This is a genomic window from Bacillus sp. CD3-5, assembly GCF_006349665.1.
Classification (GTDB): domain Bacteria; phylum Bacillota; class Bacilli; order Bacillales; family Bacillaceae_G; genus Bacillus_A; species Bacillus_A paranthracis.
In genome coordinates this window covers 285,513-305,268 of record NZ_VEPX01000002.1, presented here as the reverse complement: position 1 = coordinate 305,268, position 19,756 = coordinate 285,513, and the positions used below count along the sequence as shown (strand labels likewise).

23 protein-coding genes are annotated in these 19,756 nt (G+C 34.3%); 14 read left to right on the top strand and 9 right to left on the bottom strand.

What is annotated here, in order from left to right:
• Nucleotides 1-4: 4 nt before the first annotated feature.
• The 3 genes from FH036_RS06610 to FH036_RS06600 all read right to left on the bottom strand — a co-directional run bounded on the left by FH036_RS06610 (nucleotide 5) and on the right by FH036_RS06600 (nucleotide 2,874).
• A complete protein-coding gene (locus tag FH036_RS06610; RefSeq protein WP_044790764.1) occupies nucleotides 5-487 on the bottom strand; it encodes a DUF456 domain-containing protein in 483 nt (160 codons plus the stop codon).
• Nucleotide 488: 1 nt separating this feature from the next.
• Nucleotides 489-1,796, bottom strand: a complete 1,308-nt coding sequence (locus FH036_RS06605; protein ID WP_103626181.1) for a hemolysin family protein — start codon at nucleotides 1,794-1,796, stop codon at nucleotides 489-491.
• 208 nt (nucleotides 1,797-2,004) lie between these two features.
• Nucleotides 2,005-2,874, bottom strand: coding sequence for a hypothetical protein (locus FH036_RS06600; protein WP_044790766.1), 870 nt, complete (start codon nucleotides 2,872-2,874; stop codon nucleotides 2,005-2,007).
• 244 nt (nucleotides 2,875-3,118) lie between these two features.
• Here FH036_RS06600 and cbpA point away from each other — a divergent pair, with 244 nt between their 5' ends.
• From cbpA to FH036_RS06580, 4 genes are all read left to right on the top strand, one after another.
• On the top strand, nucleotides 3,119-3,766 hold the full coding sequence (gene cbpA / locus FH036_RS06595) for a cyclic di-AMP binding protein CbpA (protein WP_044790767.1): 648 nt from the start codon (nucleotides 3,119-3,121) through the stop codon (nucleotides 3,764-3,766).
• Nucleotides 3,767-4,201: 435 nt separating this feature from the next.
• A complete protein-coding gene (gene brnQ4, locus FH036_RS06590; RefSeq protein WP_014297788.1) occupies nucleotides 4,202-5,539 on the top strand; it encodes a branched-chain amino acid transport system II carrier protein BrnQ4 in 1,338 nt (445 codons plus the stop codon).
• 66 nt (nucleotides 5,540-5,605) lie between these two features.
• Complete coding sequence (csaA, locus tag FH036_RS06585; RefSeq protein WP_139895544.1) at nucleotides 5,606-5,935, top strand: chaperone CsaA; 330 nt, start codon at nucleotides 5,606-5,608, stop codon at nucleotides 5,933-5,935.
• Between the two features lie 17 nt (nucleotides 5,936-5,952).
• On the top strand, nucleotides 5,953-6,480 hold the full coding sequence (locus tag FH036_RS06580; protein WP_139895543.1) for a DUF1572 domain-containing protein: 528 nt from the start codon (nucleotides 5,953-5,955) through the stop codon (nucleotides 6,478-6,480).
• On the opposite strand, the gene FH036_RS06575 is transcribed toward FH036_RS06580, so the two are convergent.
• A complete protein-coding gene (locus FH036_RS06575) occupies nucleotides 6,453-6,758 on the bottom strand; it encodes a permease (protein ID WP_139895542.1) in 306 nt (101 codons plus the stop codon). The two genes, FH036_RS06580 and FH036_RS06575, sit on opposite strands and share 28 nt — an antisense overlap.
• A gap of 4 nt (nucleotides 6,759-6,762) precedes the next feature.
• Entirely contained in the window at nucleotides 6,763-7,059 is a 297-nt protein-coding gene (locus tag FH036_RS06570) for a hypothetical protein (RefSeq protein WP_078420058.1), read from the bottom strand.
• Nucleotides 7,060-7,147: 88 nt separating this feature from the next.
• Between FH036_RS06570 and spoIIP the strand changes: the two genes are divergently transcribed.
• From spoIIP to FH036_RS06540, 5 genes are all read left to right on the top strand, one after another.
• Nucleotides 7,148-8,302 (top strand): stage II sporulation protein SpoIIP, encoded by a 1,155-nt coding sequence (spoIIP, locus tag FH036_RS06565; RefSeq protein WP_139895541.1) that lies wholly within the window; start codon nucleotides 7,148-7,150, stop codon nucleotides 8,300-8,302.
• 221 nt (nucleotides 8,303-8,523) lie between these two features.
• A complete protein-coding gene (locus FH036_RS06555) occupies nucleotides 8,524-9,021 on the top strand; it encodes a GNAT family N-acetyltransferase (RefSeq protein ID WP_139895595.1) in 498 nt (165 codons plus the stop codon).
• 11 nt (nucleotides 9,022-9,032) lie between these two features.
• The gene (locus FH036_RS06550; protein ID WP_139895540.1) at nucleotides 9,033-9,773 is read left to right on the top strand and encodes a M15 family metallopeptidase; all 741 of its coding nucleotides are present in this window, start codon (nucleotides 9,033-9,035) and stop codon (nucleotides 9,771-9,773) included.
• A 23-nt stretch (nucleotides 9,774-9,796) separates the two neighbouring features.
• The gene (locus FH036_RS06545; RefSeq protein WP_044790773.1) at nucleotides 9,797-10,243 is read left to right on the top strand and encodes an NUDIX hydrolase; all 447 of its coding nucleotides are present in this window, start codon (nucleotides 9,797-9,799) and stop codon (nucleotides 10,241-10,243) included.
• Between the two features lie 186 nt (nucleotides 10,244-10,429).
• Nucleotides 10,430-11,905, top strand: a complete 1,476-nt coding sequence (locus FH036_RS06540; RefSeq protein ID WP_139895539.1) for an amidase family protein — start codon at nucleotides 10,430-10,432, stop codon at nucleotides 11,903-11,905.
• A 40-nt stretch (nucleotides 11,906-11,945) separates the two neighbouring features.
• On the opposite strand, the gene FH036_RS06535 is transcribed toward FH036_RS06540, so the two are convergent.
• Nucleotides 11,946-13,163, bottom strand: coding sequence for an MFS transporter (locus FH036_RS06535; protein ID WP_001172131.1), 1,218 nt, complete (start codon nucleotides 13,161-13,163; stop codon nucleotides 11,946-11,948).
• A 273-nt stretch (nucleotides 13,164-13,436) separates the two neighbouring features.
• On the opposite strand from FH036_RS06535, the gene FH036_RS06530 reads away from it, so the two are divergent.
• The 4 genes from FH036_RS06530 to FH036_RS06515 all read left to right on the top strand — a co-directional run bounded on the left by FH036_RS06530 (nucleotide 13,437) and on the right by FH036_RS06515 (nucleotide 16,314).
• Nucleotides 13,437-13,865 (top strand): NfeD family protein, encoded by a 429-nt coding sequence (locus tag FH036_RS06530; protein WP_000741988.1) that lies wholly within the window; start codon nucleotides 13,437-13,439, stop codon nucleotides 13,863-13,865.
• A gap of 2 nt (nucleotides 13,866-13,867) precedes the next feature.
• The gene (locus FH036_RS06525; RefSeq protein WP_000226261.1) at nucleotides 13,868-14,836 is read left to right on the top strand and encodes an SPFH domain-containing protein; all 969 of its coding nucleotides are present in this window, start codon (nucleotides 13,868-13,870) and stop codon (nucleotides 14,834-14,836) included.
• Nucleotides 14,837-14,940: 104 nt separating this feature from the next.
• On the top strand, nucleotides 14,941-15,531 hold the full coding sequence (locus FH036_RS06520; protein WP_139895538.1) for a histidine phosphatase family protein: 591 nt from the start codon (nucleotides 14,941-14,943) through the stop codon (nucleotides 15,529-15,531).
• A 6-nt stretch (nucleotides 15,532-15,537) separates the two neighbouring features.
• Complete coding sequence (locus FH036_RS06515; RefSeq protein WP_139895537.1) at nucleotides 15,538-16,314, top strand: Cof-type HAD-IIB family hydrolase; 777 nt, start codon at nucleotides 15,538-15,540, stop codon at nucleotides 16,312-16,314.
• A gap of 7 nt (nucleotides 16,315-16,321) precedes the next feature.
• Here the strand turns inward: FH036_RS06515 and FH036_RS06510 are convergent, their stop codons facing one another.
• Nucleotides 16,322-16,783, bottom strand: coding sequence for a DinB family protein (locus FH036_RS06510; RefSeq protein ID WP_000498022.1), 462 nt, complete (start codon nucleotides 16,781-16,783; stop codon nucleotides 16,322-16,324).
• A 171-nt stretch (nucleotides 16,784-16,954) separates the two neighbouring features.
• On the opposite strand from FH036_RS06510, the gene alr reads away from it, so the two are divergent.
• Nucleotides 16,955-18,130, top strand: a complete 1,176-nt coding sequence (gene alr / locus FH036_RS06505) for an alanine racemase (protein ID WP_041184210.1) — start codon at nucleotides 16,955-16,957, stop codon at nucleotides 18,128-18,130.
• Nucleotides 18,131-18,151: 21 nt separating this feature from the next.
• Here the strand turns inward: alr and FH036_RS06500 are convergent, their stop codons facing one another.
• The gene (locus FH036_RS06500) at nucleotides 18,152-18,865 is read right to left on the bottom strand and encodes a class I SAM-dependent DNA methyltransferase (protein ID WP_139895536.1); all 714 of its coding nucleotides are present in this window, start codon (nucleotides 18,863-18,865) and stop codon (nucleotides 18,152-18,154) included.
• Nucleotides 18,858-19,745, bottom strand: coding sequence for a GNAT family N-acetyltransferase (locus tag FH036_RS06495; RefSeq protein WP_139895535.1), 888 nt, complete (start codon nucleotides 19,743-19,745; stop codon nucleotides 18,858-18,860). Before FH036_RS06495 ends, FH036_RS06500 begins: the two co-directional genes overlap by 8 nt.
• Between the last annotated feature and the right edge of the window lie 11 nt (nucleotides 19,746-19,756).

Sequence of the window (19,756 nt, the reverse complement as noted above, 5' to 3'; positions counted from 1 at the left end):
ATGGTTAAAAGACGATATAACATACAAATATGATAATCATAATGATTTGGAGAATGGCTTTCGCTACTGTACTGCTTAAAAAACCAACTACAGTAGCAACTCCTACTAGAAAGGCGTCTTTTGGCGCTTTTTTATGCATGAGTTCTGTAATAAATACAGATAAGAACGGTATGATAATTAAACCGAATGGTGGGAAGAAGAAAGATCCGACAATGATAGAAATCATACCGACACGTTCTCCCCATTTAGAACTTCCATATTTTTTTAAGAAATATCCATTTGCAATAAAATCAGCAACGAAAATGAATAGTGTGAAAATGACTTGAATAATCCAAAAAGAAGTTGTTAGTTCTCCACCATTTATACCGAAATGGTAAATGAAATATCCAGCCCAGACGGCTAGGATGCCCGGGATAATAGGATAAATAAAAGCTAGGAATGAAATAATGAAACAGGCAATGATACAGATTGTTAAGAAAACAGTCACTTTATAACTCCTTTTTTATATCTAATTTATGTACAGCAATTTTTTTCACTTGATGTCCATCAAGTTCTAATGCCTTAAATTGAAAACCGGCATATTCGATGGAGTAGCCAGCTTCAATATTTACGTCAACTGCTTGCGATAATAGCCAGCCTCCAATTGTATCTAAGTCGCTTTCATCAATATGTAAGCCAAACATATCATTTACTTCAGAAATAAGTACTTTTCCATCTAGAACAGTAAGTTTAGGCGTACGTTTTTCAATCATAGGTGATTCATCTGCATCAAACTCATCTTGAATTTCTCCAATGATTTCTTCGAGAATATCTTCCATTGTTAAAAGGCCAGCAGTACCACCATATTCATCCATGACGATTGCCATCTGAACGCGATTCTTTTGTAGATGAACTAACGTTTTGCGAATGGGAACAGTTTCAAAGACAGTTAGTACTGGATGTATGTAAGATTCAAGTGGCTTATGAATGCCTTTCGTTTGATCATGAAATACTTCTTTCGTATTGATCATACCGATAATATCATCTTTATCTTTTTCGATGATAGGGTAGCGTGTATACTTTTCAGTTGCGACGATATCCATATTTTCTTCTAACGTATTTTCAGTAGATAAGCAAATCATTTCTGTACGAGGGACCATAATTTCTTTCGCAACTCGATCATCAAATTCAAAAATATTATTTACATATTTATATTCGGCTTGATTTATTTCGCCGCTTTTGAAACTTTCACCTAAAATGAGTCGTAGTTCCTCTTCAGAATGGGCCAGTTCATTTTCTTTCGCAGGTTCTAAACCGAGTAGTTTTGTGAAAAAGATAGCCGTACTATTAAGTAACCAAATGAACGGGTACATAATTTTATCAAATAAAATAAGTGGTCGTGCAAACTTAAGCGTGATTGCCTCTGCTTTTTGAATTGCAAAAGACTTTGGAACTAATTCACCTAATACAACATGGAAAAATGTAATCACGCTAAAAGCGATAATAAAGGATAAAGTATTTGCCATTGTTCCAGTAATATTAATCTTTTCAAAGAGCGGTCGTAGTAAATGTTCCACAGTCGGTTCACCAAGCCAACCAAGCCCTAAAGAAGTGATTGTAATCCCGAGCTGACAAGCTGATAAATAAACATCTAAATTAGATATGACACTTCTTGCAGCTAAAGCTTGTTTATTGCCTTCATTTGCAAGCTGGTCAATTCGACTTTTTCGTACTTTTACAACAGCGAATTCTGATGCAACGAAAAAGCCGGAAATAAGGATAAGTATAATGATGAGAAAAATATTTAATATGTCCAAGTGTATTCTCTATTCCGTCGCTTGGAATAAAGATGTCACCTCCTGCAATTATGTTATACTTTTATAATAAATCCAAATGAAAAGAATAGTCAAAGAAAAAGGGTAAATATTGGTATGTTTCTGCAATGGTTTTTGAATTTGCTGTTATTTTGTCCGCTATACAAAAGGAATAACCCCCTACTTTCAGATTATAGAGGGTTATTTCAAATTAAGGTTTTGGAATACTTCTCGTTAAAGCGTATGATTGTTGTTTAAAGTAGTTTGTCGTCCACAGTGTTTGAAGGAACGAGAGTATGCAATACGGGATATACAAAAGCAATAAGCTAATTGTAACAATAATAGGTGCATTCCCGCCGAATTGAACGATAAATTGCAATAGTCCACTTGCGTGAAAAATGCATTCCATAAAAACGAATGAAAGTATAATGGAACCTAAAATAGATTTATGATTCGAAGTAAGTGCCAAAAACAATGTATCTACAAGGAAAGAAGATTGTTTTATTTCATATTCATTTGTATTACTTAAGAAAGGAATCCATTTTTTTATTGCTTGCATAACGATAATCATGGAAGTACTACAAACGATGATAAAAGATGAGTAGTAAGGAAGCTTTATAAAGTTTGCGATGTATAGGAGTAGTAATAAGACTGAGCATTGTAATAATACAGTACAAAAAGAGTACGGTATCCATCTTAATAAAGAAGTGAACCTCTTTACCGAATGAGGTGCTTTAAAAAATAAATGGCCGATGCCTAAGCTGATGAAGAATCCAATCGCTAGAGTAAAGGTAAAACGAACAATCGATAAAAAATATACTTCCCATATGTAAGGGAATAACGGTGTTGAATGATTAGCAGTATGTACCATCTGATTTGCTGAGAAAAAGATAGATTCGTGCATCCAATCAATCTTTGGAACTGTCATCGAAGAAAGTTGTGCGAAGTTATGGAAAATGCTTATAAAGCCGGTGATGTATGAGTATTTATGTGTAATGAATAAAGTTGGAATAGGACTAATGATAAATATAATGAGAACACCAACGATAAATTTATATATATGTGAGCGCAATAAAGACATGTAATCACCTACTCTTTGAATATTCAGAAAATTCTTATTCTTATTTTAGCTTTTTTCGGAGTAAGTTACAATATATTTTTCTTAAAGAAGTTTAGTATTGTAGTGGATAGAATTGAATGAAACGTGAATAAATTATGACAAGAAAACGAATAATTTTCAGAAAAATAAAATAAATTATTTATTTTTTTCTGAAAATATAATATAGTTATGGCACAGAAAGTATTTTAACATAAGGAGGCTGTTTATGAGGATTAAAGGGAATTATGTGCCGAAAAGGGAAGTTTTATTTTGCTCAAGTTCAATTACAGTAGGGGAAGCGCTAGAGCATTTAAATAAAACTGGTTATCGTTGTGTACCAGTTTTAGATGAAAAAAAAGAGAAATATTTAGGGAATATATATAAAGTAGATATTTTAGAATATAAAGGTTCACTGGAAGAGAGTGTATTACAACTATTAAACGATAAAGAAGGATATGTCAGAGAAGATTCTTCGTTCTTTAAAGTATTTTTTACAATAAAAAAATTACCTTATTTATCAGTAGTTGATGAAAAAGGAGTCTTTCTTGGGATTTTAACGCATAAAAAAGTTTTTGAGCTATTAGAAGATGCTTGGGGCGTTCATTCTAGTAAATATTCTGTCATGATAGGGACACAGGATTATAACGGGGCCATTCAAAAATTATCGACTGTATTAAAAAAATATACAGGTATTCAAAGTTTAATGACTTTTGATAATGATGCCTTATTAGTTCGTAGAATCATGTTTACATTAGGAGAAGAGTTTAACGATGGTGAATTAGAGGTGTTATTGAAAGATTTAGAAGATCACGGATTTAGAGTTGTGTATGTGGAAGAGATGAAAAATCCACGTGAAGTTGAAACGATAGAATAATATGCAAAAGCCGTCTAATTATGTTGGATGGCTTTTGTTATGTTACAAATTATTTGAAAATAACGATAGGATAATAAGTGAGTCTGAAACAATATTTGTGCAAAAGAATAAAAAATGTAGATAATTTTGATTTTCAAAAAAGTCAATTTGAAAATATGTTTTTATTTTTCAACTAAATATGTTACTATATGTGTGATAAAAACAAAGAGGTCTGACAACTATACTCCACGCAATACCACTCTAATGATTTAAAAATTCAAAAAAATCAAAAATCAAAATTAATAATTAGAGTAAAAATAAGGGGACTGGAGAAATTATGGAGAAAGACACTGCTTTGTAAGGGGCATATTTTATCAGCTTGAACAGAGAGGAGGATGCATAGCATATTGTGAAAATAGAGATAAACAATGAAAAAGTGCTATGCAAATGAAAAGCATGAAGGGACGTTTAAGGCCAGGTGATACGGTAGCAATTGGTTTAATGTTATTTGCACTATTTTTAGGGGCAGGAAATTTAATTTTTCCACCAGTTTTAGGGCAACAAGCTGGAGAGAATGTTTGGGTTGCTACAATTGGATTCCTTGTAACGGGAGTCGGATTACCCCTATTAGCTGTAACAGCTGTCGCGTTTGTAGAGGGGGACTTGAAAGCGCTATCTTCTAGAGTTCACCCTATATTTGCGTTTGTTTTCCCATTAATTAGTTATTTAGCGATTGGACCTTTTTTCGCGATTCCGCGTACGGGAGCCGTTTCATTTGAAATGGGTATGAAGCCATTTTTATCAGAAGCATTAGTTTCCGAATGGTACATGCTATTTCTTTTCACTATAATTTTCTTCGGAATAACTTGGTATTTATCTTTAAATCCATCAAAATTAGTGGATTGGTTCGGGAAATTTCTTACACCATTGTTAGTATTAATTGTTGCTGTAATTGTCGGAAAGGCAATTGTTGATCCGATTGGAGAACCAGCTGCACCGCTAGAGGCATACAAGGAAAATGCTTTCTTTGGTGGATTTATTCAAGGATATTTAACGATGGATGCAATTAGTGCGCTTGTATTTGGAATTGTAGTTGTACAAGTTATCCGCTCTAAAGGAATAAAAGAGAGTAATCAAATTGCAAAAATAACAGTAGTATCAGGTATTATCGCTGTACTTGGTTTAACGTTAATCTATTTATCACTTGCTTATCTTGGTTCAACAAGTACATCACTTGGGGTATCAGAGAATGGTGGGCTTATTTTAACAAATGTTGTAAATGAGTTATATGGAACAAGTGGTAAAATTTTATTAGGACTTGTTATTGTACTTGCTTGTTTAACAACTTCTGTTGGATTAACATCAGCTTGTGCGGGCTTCTTTACAAACTTATTCCCAAAACTTTCGCATAAAACAATTGTAACAATGGTATGTGTATTTAGTTTAATTGTATCTAACCTAGGTTTAACACAATTAATCGCAGTTACTTTACCAGTGTTAATGATCATTTATCCAGTTGCAATCGTATTAATTGTACTTTCTTACTTCCATAAATGGATTGGGAAGCGTAATACCATTTATATTGGAGCTATTTTAGGTGCGTTGTTAATTAGTTTCTTTAACGGTTTAGAAAGTGCGAATATTAAAATTGACGCGATTTCTAACGTACTACAAATGTTACCATTATATAAAGAAGGAATAGGATGGTTAATCCCATCATGTATTGGCGGGATCCTCGGTTTCTTCTTCTATAAATCAAATGAATCAAGTGAATTACAAAAGAAAGGTGCTTAGGCGCCTTTCTTTTTTTAAAGGGGATTTTTTTGTTTTGTCTAAGTAATAAATGAAAGGAGTGATAAAATGGCTAATTTTGAAGATTTTTTAACTTTGGATTTACGGATTGGGACTGTAACACATGCAGAGGAATTTAAAGAAGCGAGAGTGCCAGCGATTAAACTAGAAATTGATTTTGGAGAGCTTGGAATGAAGCAGTCAAGTGCTCAAATTACGAAGAGATATAACCCGGACGATTTAATTGGTCAGCAAATCGTTGCTGTTGTAAATTTCCCGCCAAAACGTGTAGCTGGATTTAAATCAGAAGTGCTTGTTTTAGGAGGAGTACCTGAAGCTGGTGATGTTGTATTACTGCAGCCTAATATGGAATTACCAAATGGAACAAAAATTAGTTAATGTAAAGGCGGGAGAACATGGATATTGGACAAGAATATTTACAATGTGCCATTTCAAATTTTAAAGCAACAAAGAAACAAGGGGAACGGGTGCTTTCACAATTATCATATGAACAGATTGAATGGTCTTCTCATGAAGAAACAAATAGCATAGCAATTATAATTAAGCACTTGCGCGGTAATATGCGTTCTAGATGGACGGATTTTTTAACATCTGACGGTGAAAAAATAGATCGTAACCGAGATGCTGAATTTGAAGGTGGTTATTCTTCTAAGGAAGAGGTACTCGCAGCATGGAATGAAGGATGGGAATATGTTTTTAAAACGATGAATATGCTAACGCCGGAACATTTATTACAGACGGTATATATTCGCGGTGAAGCGCAAACTGTTATGCAAGCAATTGAAAGACAAATTTCTCATTATGCTTTGCACATAGGCCAAATGATTTATATCGGTAAAATGTTAAAAGAAAATGATTGGGAATGTTTAAGTATTCCTAGAGGAAAGTCTAACTTTCATTTAGAGAAAAAACGTTCAACATAATAATAGGAAAGAAACCGATATAAAATTGGAAGTAAGAAAACAAGCCAAATGATAGATGGCTCTACAGTCATAAGAATGCTACCAACAATCAGCCCATATATAATAAGAAAGAAATTAATAAGTGTATTCACAGGGATAAATCGTGAGAGAAACACTTGCTGTCGTTTAAAACAATCACTATGAAATACATAAAAGCGGAAGTACCATGTGGTAGTAATAAGATCTTTCTTTCGCGTAATTCTTTTTTTGCAGTTATGACAGATGAACGGTGGTCGCATCTCATTACACTCCATTTTTTATATTTGTAATAGTGTAAGACAATAGTAGGTATAAAGTGTATATCCCTATATATGCTCCTGAAATAAGAAAAAATGGATTTAATAAAATTCCATGAATGCTTGTCATAAAAACTAAATCTTGCATTAAAACATCATATATATGAATAGAAATAATTGTACCGAGTACATAAAGTGCGAAGTACGCTGAAATATGTAACACAACGCGGATTGTAGAATGCTTAGCGAGCCAATAAAAAATAAATGATAATACAATGGGTAATGTTCCTATTAGTAGCTTCAATTCATTTCACCTCATTAACAATATAGCCTGAATTTAGACGGTCTATTCTCTAGAGCTTGTACATAACTTGAAATAGAGAGGTGATAGTATGAATCGAGGCTTTTTTTATGTGAAATTCACGAGTGTACGTAAGTTAGTATTATTTATTATTGCTACAGTACTAGCGACTTTTTTTCTTATTAGTATGATGGTAACCTCTATGAAAGAGACAAAGTCAACGTATTTATATAATTGGTTAAATGAGTTATCAATGAATGGTTACATGTACGTTCTTGGGAAAGAGAATCATTATTTTACACAGGAATATCGAAATTTAAATCAAGATTTTTCAATATCTTCGTTTCTCTTTTCTATGGCTACGAATATTCGTTTTAACGATGTATGCAGTTTTGTCGGTAAAGAGCTACCTGGTTTCGGTAAGTACGATACAGAAATTGTTATTGCGGGTGAAGGAACAAATTATTCTAACTTGCCTATAGAGTCGAGCGTTCCACTTGAAGAAGTAGTAAAAGAACGGACTGGAGAAGGTGGACAGGCTCAAAAGCCGGATACGAATAAAGAGAAAAAGCAACCAGCTCAAACGACAGGAAAACGACAAGTTGCATTTATTTATCATTCGCATAGCTGGGAATCTTATTTGCCATTATTGAATTTAACAAATGATCCAAATCCGAATAAAGCAACAAGTTCCGTAACGAATATTTCAATAGTCGGCGACCGATTTCGTGAACAATTAGCAAATGAAGGAATCGGAGCAACTAACGACAAGACTGACGTTGGGCAAAAGTTGATTAGTAAAGGGTTAAATAGTAATAGTTCTTATAAAATGTCACGGGAAATTGTACAAGAAGCAATGGCCGGCAATAAAGAATTACAATACTTCTTTGATCTACATCGTGATAGTGCTCGGAAAAATGTCACGACAAAAATAATCGGTGATAAATCATATGCGAAGCTTGCGTTTGTAGTAGGGAAAGGTAACAAAAACTATGAAAAAAACTTGCAATTAGCAACGGCATTACATGAGACCATTAGTAAGAAATATCCAGGCGTTAGTCGTGGTGTCATTCAAAAAGGATTCCAAACAGGAAATGGTGTCTACAATCAAGATTTGTCAGGACAAGCGATATTAATTGAAGTTGGTGGCGTAGATAATACAGAGGAAGAACTAAACCGATCGATTGATGTACTTGCTAAAGCGTTTGGTGAATATTTTTGGCAGGCAGAAAAGGTGAATGGATAAAGTGATCTTAAATTAGTGGGAGAGTCTGAAAAACGTGAGTGTAATGCTTGCGTTTTTTTGTAATGATGAGACGTCACAGAATAGACATAATTTGTCGTTGTTATAGTAATATCGAAATTTGTCAAATTATACTGGGAGATTTATAAAGGGATTTTCGGGAAAGTAGAGAAAATCTTTTTACAAGGAAAGCTTTTTATCATGAAACTGGTAGGGTGATTGAAGTGATTAGGGAAATCCAAATAGAAGATGCAGCATCATTTTTGCAATTAAGTAAGCAATTAGATGAAGAAACGAAATTTATGTTATACGAACCAGGAGAAAGAAAATTTACAGCCAAGCAACAAGAACAAATGATTCATCGCTTTATAGAAAATAAATATACAACAATATTCGTAGCAGTTGAAGAAGAGAGAATAGTAGGATTTATTTTAGTGAATGGAAATCATATTCAAAGAAAGCGACATGTAGCAAGTATTGTAATTGGTATTTTGCAAGAGTATAGCGGGCGAGGTATTGGGACTAGATTGTTTAAAGAGGTCGAGAAGTGGGCAAGATTACAAGATATATGGCGTTTAGAATTAACGGTAATGGCCCACAATACAAGAGCTCAGGCACTATATAAAAAAGCTGGATTTGAGAAAGAAGGTGTCAAAAGAGCTTCTCTTATTATCGATGGAGAGAACATCGATGAGTATGAAATGGCCAAATTATTAAAATAAGAGGTCGTTATATGAAAAAAAGATGGATACTACTTGGTATCGTAGCGATGATACTCATTGTTGGAGTAGCAGGAATTAATTATAAAATGTATAAGGATAAGCAGGCGCACGAGGTGAATGTAAATAACATATTTCCGAAAGCGAAAGAAACGATTGCGAATATGGATGGGGATATTGCGGTAATTAGTAATCCGAATTCGATGCTTGTGCTTGTGAATAAAAGTAGGCGTTTACCAGATGGGTATAAACCGCCAGATTTAGTTATTCCGAAAGTGCGCTACTCAAGTGAAGGTGATCAAGAAAAGAAAAAAATGAGGAAAGAGGCAGCTGGTGCGCTTGAGGAAATGTTTCAGCAAGCGGATAAGGAGCGTGTTTTCTTATTTGCAGTTTCTGGATTTAGATCTTTTGATCGACAAAAAGCGTTAAATACAATGTATAAAAAACAAGATGGAGAAGCAAAAACAGCAATGTCGAGTGCAGTTCCTGGAACGAGTGAGCATCAAACGGGGCTTGCTATGGATATTACATCGCAATCTGCTAAGTTTCAGTTAGAGACAATTTTTGGTGAAACGAAAGAAGGGCAGTGGCTTTCTGAAAATGCCCATAAATTTGGTTTTGTCATTCGATATACGAAAGAGAAGGAGTCGCTTACTGGTTATCGATATGAACCATGGCATGTGAGGTATGTGGGGAATCCACAAGCTACATATTTATATGAAAATCAACTCACGCTTGAAGAAGTAGCGCAGTGAACAATTGAGGGGAGAGAAGGGTTATGACGGTGTTATATAATAAAAAAGTACACGCATATGTGACAAGAGAAAAAGAAGGAGTTATGCAACTGCTTGTTTTTAAACATCGTGATATACCTGAAGCTGGTATACAAGTGCCAGGGGGAACGGTTGACGAAGGGGAAACGCTAGAAGCAGCGATTTTACGTGAAGTACAAGAAGAGTCTGGGTTACGTCATTTATGCATAGAACGATTCCTAGCTGATTACATCATACATGTGAAAGAAAAAAAGGAATATCAAAAACGTCATTTCTTCCACGTAACATTACTAACAGATGTAAAGGATAGTTGGGAACATATTGTAAGTGCCGGTGAGGAAGATGAAGGCTTAGTATTTTGCTACGAATGGATTGATATTGCGAAATACCCTGAATTAGCAGGGAAACAAGGTGAGTTTTTACATTTGTTAGATGAAGTATACGCACAGTAATAAAAGAGTCTGAAACGTAAATTCATTCGTTTCAGACTCTTTTTATTTTTCAGGAAATAAAAGGGTTTTATATTAGTGAGTTGAATTCTATTAAAGGAATTGAAGTTGTATATGCGAGGGGCGGAGAAAATGAAAAAGTAATAGAGTCATGTTATTAATAAAAGGACTTATAGAAGGAGAATGAAAATGGAGATGCAGTTCAATGCACTATTACACAAAGAATTAACAATTTATGATATACAAGCAATGATGGAAGCTGGGCAATTAACTTCAAAAGAATTAGTTATGTATTACCTTCATAGAATCGCAAAGTATGATCAAGACGGACCGAAAATCAATTCTATTTTAGAAATCAACCCAGACGCTATCTTTATTGCAGAAGCGTTAGATCATGAAAGAAAAACAAAAGGTGTAAGAGGTCCACTACACGGTATACCTGTTTTACTTAAAGACAATATTGAAACGAATGACTCTATGCATACAAGTGCAGGTACAATTGCGTTAGAACAAAATATAAGTAGTGAAGATGCATTTCTCGTTACGAAGCTGCGAGAAGCAGGAGCAGTGATAATAGGGAAAACAAATATGACAGAATTAGCAAATGCAATGTCATTTGAAATGTGGGCTGGATATAGTGCAAGAGGTGGGCAAACAATAAACCCTTACGGTACGGGTGAGGATGATATGTTTGTTGGTGGCTCAAGTACAGGATCTGCCATAGCAGTTGCTGCTAACTTTACAGTAGTATCGGTTGGAACAGAAACAGATGGTTCTATTTTGAGTCCAGCTGTTCAAAACTCTGTAGTCGGTATTAAACCGACTGTTGGTTTAATTAGTCGTAGAGGTATTATTCCATTTACGTATTCGCAAGATACAGCGGGGCCATTTGCTAGAACAGTAACAGATGCTGCTATATTGCTAGGGAGTTTAACTGGGGTAGATGAGAAAGATGTAGCTACTCATAAAAGTGAAGGGATAGCAGAGCGTGATTATACGAAATACCTTGATGTTAATGGGTTAAATGGAACAAAGATTGGTGTATATAACAAAGCACCAAAAGAATATTATGAAACTGGTGAGTATGATGAAAAATTGTTTAAGGAAACGATTGAAGTATTGCATAGTAAGGGTGCGACAGTCGTAGAGGATATCCATATTCCATCTTTTCATAGGGAATGGAGCTGGGGAGTATCGCTCTATGAACTAAAGCATAGTTTAGATAACTATCTTTCGAAATTACCTTCTACTATTCCAGTACATTCTATTTCAGAGTTAATGGAGTTTAATGAAAATATAGTAGAAAGGGCTTTGAAATATGGACAAACTAAGTTAGAAAGAAGAAAAGATTTTCCTAATACGTTAAGAAATCCAGAGTATTTGAATGCGAGATTAGAAGATATATATTTTTCTCAAGAACAAGGCATTGATTTTGTATTGGAAAAATATGATCTTGATGCGATATTGTTTCCTTCTTACATAGGTTCTACTATATGTGCAAAAGCAGGTTATCCGTCTATAGCAATACCTGCGGGATATATGGATAACGGGAGACCATTTGGAATTACGCTTGCAAGCACTGCTTTTCGTGAGGGGACTTTAATTAAACTCGCATACGCTTTTGAACAAGCGACAAAGCATCGGAAATCTCCTAACTTATCATAAATAAATAGGGCAGGAAATCCTGTCTTATTTATTTTGTTCATTAAAGTAACATGTTTTTTTGCTTTGTCTTATCATATTTTAATAAGTTAAATGATAAACAAGCAGAGCACAATATAAGGATTGAAGCGAGAATATAGATTGTACGAACACCGAACAAATCGGTAATAATGCCAACACTCAGCATAGAAAGGCCAGAAGCTGTTGAGAGAAGAGCGCCGTGAGCTGTATACATCTTTGATAATAAAGATGGAGCAACGCTGGATTGTAAAACAGTTGTTTGAGAAATATCTCTAATTTGGTAACATGGGCCCATTAGAATGCATAGGAATAGCGCAATAAACCCGCTACTTGTTATACCATATAAAAATGTAAGAATACTAAACAGAAGAGAGCCTATCGCCATAGAGCGTATTAAATTGTTTTGAATGTATGTACTCATTTTCCACGCTAATAGACCGCCAATTAACGTCCCAACATAATAACTTGTATTAATAAATCCCCACCATTCTTCTCCTTTATGAAGGACAGTTGTTACATAAGCCATCGTAATAGCACCGATCCATATCGTCCCTGCAAAAGTTTCAATTAAGTCCATACATGTAACAGTACGGAGAGAAGGGTTTTGAAATAAGAGCTTCCAACCTTCCAATAAAGTATCACCTTTTGAAGAAGAAGGCTCTATTACTCGTTCAGTATGTATGGATCGTAATGAAAAGTGTAGTGCAACACATCCGAAAATCATCAAAATATTATTCATCATGAGTGTAGAAGAAGCACCGATAAGAAGCACAATAACACTTGTAAATGAATAAGCAGCGGCTTGGGCAATTTGTGTGGAAAAGGAAAAAATACTATTTACTTTTACTAATTTTTCTTTCGGTGTAAGGCGCGGAAGAATACCGTATAGTAATGGAGCGCTCCAGCCACTACATAATGAAATGAAAAAAATGAAAATGAATAGTACTACAATGTTTGTGGAAAGGACCGGGAATAATATCATTAATAAAAATAATAGAGCAGTTTTTATCCATTGTAGTGTAAACAGTAATGAATAAGATGGAAAACGATTCATTATAAGTGGTGCAGATGTATTTGCTATAAGATTAGTTATGACTTGTAATAATGGAAAAAGAGCAGTTAATGTAGCTGATTTCGTTGTGATATACATATGAGTTGTAATAATCATTATGTATACGATGTCTGCGAGAGTAATGCATATTTTCGATCCTAAATAGTAAGTCAATGAACGTTTTTGCAATAAGTACACACCCTTTCTGGGGAAAATATGACAGTAGTTATAATAATTATAATTTGAAAAATAAATTTTGAAAGAATTAAATTTTTTGTCACTTTTTGAAAGGGATTTTCATGTATAATGAAGAATATATTGATATATTATTTTAATAATACTCATTGTAACAGTGAAAATGTACAATAGCTTGTAGTAAGCGCCCACGTATGAGAAAGGGCGGATAAACCATTCTTTTCTTCATATACATATAGAAAATGAGAAAGAAAGTGAGGGTTGCATATGGCTGCTTGGGTAATTTGGTTTATAATAGCTGGTATTTTATTTATTGCGGAAATGTTGTCGATTACATTTTACATGCTTTGGCTTGGAATTGGAGCTGTTGTCGGAGGTCTTATTGCTTTGTTTGTTCCTGAAGCACTACTGTTACAAGTTATTGTTGGTGCGATTGTAAGTTTAACATTGACTTTCTTTACGAAAAGAATTTCAAAAAACTTTCGAGAAGCAAAAGGTTTTACTGATACAGTAGATATGCTTGCAGGTAAAAAAGGGATTGTTATGCAAGCGATTACAAATGAGGCGAACGGCATTGTGAAAGTGGATGGAGATACTTGGACAGCTATTGCAGATGATCCAATTGATGCCGGAGAAAAAGTTATTGTTATAAAGAGGCATAGTACTATATTACAAGTAAAAAAGGAGAGTGAATAAATATGGTAGCATTAACGTTAACGATTATTTTTGCACTAATTGTTGTTACATTTATCGCATTAACAATTAAAATTATTCCACAGCAAAAAGTTGGAGTCGTTGAAAGATTTGGTAAGTTTCAGCGCGTTATGCAGCCGGGATTAAATTTATTAATTCCGATTGTGGATCGCGTTCGCGTATATCACGACTTGCGTATTCAACAAACGAATGTACCACCGCAGAAGGTAATTACGAAAGATAATGTACAAGTGGAAATTGATACGATTATTTTCTATCAAGTCGTTGAACCTGAACTTGCGACATATGGTATTTCGAACTATGAATATGGTGTTCGTAACATTACTTCAGCAACGATGCGTCAAATCATTGGTAAAATGGAACTGGATGAAACGTTATCTGGTCGTGAAAAAATTTCAACTGAAATTCGCTTAGCGCTTGATGAAGCAACAGAAAAATGGGGCGTTCGCATTGAACGTGTTGAAGTTGTCGATATTAACCCGCCAAAAGATGTGCAAGCGTCAATGGAAAAACAAATGAAAGCAGAGCGTAATAAACGTGCGATCATATTAGAAGCTGAAGCTGCAAAACAAGATAAAGTCCTTCGTGCTGAAGGGGAAAAGCAAAGTAAAATCTTAATGGCTGAAGGGGATAAAGAAGCACGTATTCGAGAAGCAGAAGGTATTAAAGAAGCAAAAGAATTAGAAGCGCAAGGGGAAGCAAGAGCGATTGAGGAAATTGCAAAAGCAGAACAAAATCGAATTGAATTACTTCGCGAGGCGAATTTAGATGAACGTATACTTGCTTACAAATCATTCGAATCATTAGCTGAAGTTGCGAAAGGGCCAGCAAATAAAGTCTTTATTCCATCTAATGCAATTGAAACACTGGGTACTCTCGGGGCAATTGGAGAAATCTTTAAAGAAAAACAAGCGAAGAAACTGCCTTTAAATAATACAGAAAAAGAACAATAAGAGTGAAAAAGAGAAATGGGATGCCATTTCTCTTTTTTATTATAGAAAATTCAGAGTATGATATAATGGAATTTTTCGGATATTAAAAAAGGGAGTGAAGAAACATGCAAATACTACTAATACGCCACGGAGAATCAGAAGCTGATATTTTAAACGTACATGAAGGACGAGCTGATTTTGAATTAACAAAAAAAGGAAGAAAACAAGTGCAAAGACTTGTACAGAAAGTGAAAGCAGATTTTCCGCCAGATTTCATTTGGGCAAGTACATTAAAACGTGCTCGCGAAACTGGTGAAACGTTAGCAGAAGGAATTGGGTGCCCAATTCAATTAGAACAGGAATTAATGGAGTTTAATAATGGAGTGCAAGCAGGTCTTTCATTTGAAGAAGCTAAGAAATATCCAGAGCCAAAGTTTCTTCATGACCGATTTGAAAACGGGGAATCATTTATTGAATTTAGAATGAGAATAGAAGGCATCTTTTCTAAAATCGTAACAGAGAATACATATAACCGAATTGCAATTGTTGCACACGGTGGTGTAATAAATAGTCTATTACGTGCGTTTTTCAAAATGCCAATTTCAATGGACTATTATTTTAAAATAGGAGATACGGGAATAAGCTTAATTGAAATTGACGGTGAACAAAAAACGGTACATTTTATTAATGATACGAATCATTTGCACGGGATGTAGAGAATTATGTACAAAGTTGTATTTTTCGATGTTGACGGTACACTTTTAAGTGAGATTGATAGAAGTATGCACGACAGCACAAAGGAAGCGATACGAAGATTAATGGATAAAGGGATTCACGTAGTTGTTACTACAGGGAGACCATATAGCTTATGTTCGCAATTTAAAGAGCTGGGCATACATACAATTATTTCTGCAAATGGTGCACATATTAAGTGTGAGGAAACGGTTCTACATAAATCAGTACTTTCAAGTGAAATCGTTCATGATATCTCAGAGTTTGCAGAATTACATGGTCACGGTGTTTCTTATTTTACAGAGGATTTTGCAATGAACGGAATAGCCTCGGATAATGAGCGTGTAATGCAAGCGCTTAGCGAGACGTTGAATTTAGAGAAGTATCCAGAAAAAAGCAGGGATTTGTCAGAAGAAATCTATTGTTTATGTCTGTATGCAGATGAAATAGAAGCTCAAAAATTTCTTAAAAGATATCCGATGCTTACATTTGATCGTTTTCATAATTACGTTATAAATGTATTGGAAAATAGTAAAGTATCGAAGCTAACTGCAATTCAAAAAGTATTGGAGCATTTAAATATTTGTAAATCAGAAGCGGTTGCTTTTGGTGACGGTAGAAATGATATTGAGATGTTGCAGTATGTAGAATTAGGTATTGCGATGGGGAATGCTGGAGAAGAGTTAAAAACAAGAGCTGATTTTGTTACAAAGAAGGCGAGTGAAGGTGGTATTTTATTTGCCTTAGAGAAGTTTCATATCGTCTAACATACCTTTATTGAAATAAAGGTATGTTAGGATCTTTTATATGCTCACATAGTAAAATATGAACTTGTCCACGATGATGATAAAAGTGTGTAACAATTTCCAGCAACCATTCAAAGCGTGAATAAGAAATACCCCAATAAGCAGTCTTAATTTCTGCTAATTGTTCATTGGAATAAGATAAAAAAGTTTTAGAAAGTAAATCGTAGCCCTGTATCATCGTTTGTTGTATTTGCATAATTGTTTCGGGTGTTTGTTCTTTATAGAAAGTATGTAGCTCTTTTTCTGTAATACCATTTAAAATGAGTAAATCAGCATGGCAAATAAGAGAAAGATGTGCACACATTTCAAATAATGATCGCTTCGAGTGAATTGGTTGTATTTTTAATTCGTCTTCTTTATATTGGTTAAGCATTTGAATAGAAGTATCGACAGCAACTTTAAGTTGATGCAATGCAGATTGTACAAACATTGTAATTCTCCTCTTCTCCGTATATAATAGTTTCTTGAGGGTATTATATCGTACTCAAAATTCCGAAAATTCTAGTAGTTTGACTAGCATATTGAAAAGTATTATATTGTAAAAGGTCATATGAAACGTGAAGTAGAATGGAATGCAATTATTGAGTTAGGAGTTAGACCAATGAGTTTGAAATATGGAAGAGATACAATTGTTGAAGTTGACTTAAATGCAGTAAAACATAATGTAAAAGAATTTAAAAAACGTGTGAATGATGAAAATATTGCAATGATGGCTGCTGTAAAAGCAAATGGGTATGGCCACGGAGCAGTTGAAGTTGCGAAAGCTGCTATTGAAGCTGGAATAAACCAGCTTGCAGTTGCATTTGTAGATGAAGCGATAGAGTTAAGAGAAGCAGGAATTAACGTGCCGATTTTAATTTTAGGCTATACGTCAGTAGCAGCTGCGGAAGATGCAATTCAGTATGACGTTATGATGACTGTTTATAGAAGTGAAGATTTACAAGGTATAAATGAAATTGCAAACCGTCTTCAAAAGAAAGCGCAAATTCAGGTGAAAATTGATACAGGAATGAGTCGCATTGGTTTACAAGAAGAAGAGGTTAAACCATTTTTAGAAGAATTAAAACGTATGGAGTATGTAGAGGTAGTAGGAATGTTTACACATTACTCTACGGCAGATGAAATCGATAAATCATATACGAATATGCAAACAAGTTTATTTGAGAAAGCTGTCAATACAGCAAAAGAATTAGGAATTCATATTCCATATATTCATAGTTCAAATAGTGCAGGTTCAATGGAACTTAGCAATACATTTCAAAATATGGTTCGTGTCGGTATCGGAATTTATGGAATGTATCCTTCAAAAGAGGTAGATCATTCAGTTGTTTCTCTGCAGCCTGCGTTGTCGTTAAAATCAAAAGTAGCCCATATTAAGCATGCGAAGAAAAATCGCGGTGTAAGTTATGGGAATACGTATGTAACGACTGGTGAAGAATGGATTGCCACTGTACCGATTGGTTATGCTGATGGCTATAATCGTCAGTTATCTAATAAAGGGCATGCATTAATAAATGGAGTTCGAGTACCTGTTATTGGCCGTGTTTGTATGGATCAGCTCATGTTAGACGTTTCCAAAGCAATGCCAGTGCAAGTAGGAGACGAAGTAGTATTCTACGGTAAACAAGGTGAAGAGAACATCGCAGTAGAAGAAATAGCGGATATGTTAGGTACAATTAACTATGAAGTTACATGTATGTTAGACAGAAGAATCCCGCGAGTGTATAAAGAAAATAATGAAACGGCTGCTATTGTAAATATACTAAGAAAAAACTGAATCGTTATGATTCAGTTTTTTTTATTTTTGACAAATGAAAAATGCTCTGTTTGTACCGTGTGATTGAATGTCCTTAAAACCTACGGATTCTAGCGAAGAAATTATTTCTTCATTGGAATAACAAGCTTCTTCAAAAGAAAAGTCACTTCTTGTCCAATTATTATCTATGTCATGTTGAAATAGTATAAAGTTCATGACTGCTTTTTTATTGTCATTATCATATGTAGAATCGATTGTACAAACATATTCCGTTTCTGAAATGTGAAAGGACGCGCTCCAGTTTTCTAGAAAACCTTTTTCCATATTCATATCAAATACGAATGTACCCTCACTATGTAATATAGAATAAACATTACGAAAAACACTTTTTAATTCATCTAATTTTAAAATATGGTTTAAGCTATCACCAGTAGAGATAACATAGTGAAATTGTTTATTTATATTGAAATAACGAGCATCATCGACAATAAAGGTTGCGTCTGGCGCGTTTTGACGTGCATATTCGATCATTTGAGCAGAACCATCTATACCAGTTACTACAAAAGAATTATCAATTAATTTCTTAGTAAAGTGACCAGTCCCGCAGCAAAGATCTAAAATATGAGAATGTGGTGGTGCATATTGTAAAACGAGTTTTTCAAAAAGTAGATAAGCCTGTTCAGCATAATGTCCCCAATGTTTATTATAAATGGATGCGAAAATATCATAATTAGAATAAATTAGCTTTTTAGACATATGTATTCACCTCAAAATTCATTACATTATAATAGTCATGCTTCATTTTCATTTCAAAACCACATTGCTTATATAATTTTAATGCGTGGTTATTTTTCGTTTCGACGTCTAATTCAATTGTTGAAACTCCTTTTGTAATAAGGATATGTACCATGGACGTAAGAATATCTTTACCATATCCTTTACCTTGATAGGAAGGATGAACGGCGAATCCTGATAGTATAGTAGATTGCTCTTGTTTAGAAATTGTAATTGTTCCTATCACTTTTTCATCGATAAGAGCACAATACACTTGATGAAAAGGTGAATTCATCATTTTTTGTAACCATATAGAGGTATTTTCTACTGAATCTTCAAAGGCTTGACTGGAAAGATCAATAAGATCAAGAAGTGATTCTGAAGATGCAAGAGTGAGCTGTATAGTATTCTTTGGTGGTTTTTGCACTTCTGTTGCTTGGAACTCCATACTATATTCACTATATAAATAAGGTAACTTCATATGCTTTGCAAATTCTTTCCCAGAAGCAGACTCTCCATTCATAATAAGAAGAGCTTCGTCTGCCCCTCTTAATCGTATTTCTTGCATTGCGGTTTGTAAAAGAGTAGTACCTATATGTTGTTTCCTATAGTTCGGATGAACAAAGCCTAATAACTCAAGTTTGGTAGGTCTTTCAAAGTCATACATACTTAATGCACCGGCTAATTGAGTATCGTCATAGAGTAAAAAGTCATGTATCTCTTCTTTATTACGAGCAGTTAAAAAGTTTACATGTAAATCTGACGAGTAATCAATTTGATCGTGTTGCCCGCAAATATGAGCTAAATCTTTCATTTGCTGAATTTCGTTTATTGTTAAAGATTTCTTTCGTTCAATATTCATTTCACAATCCC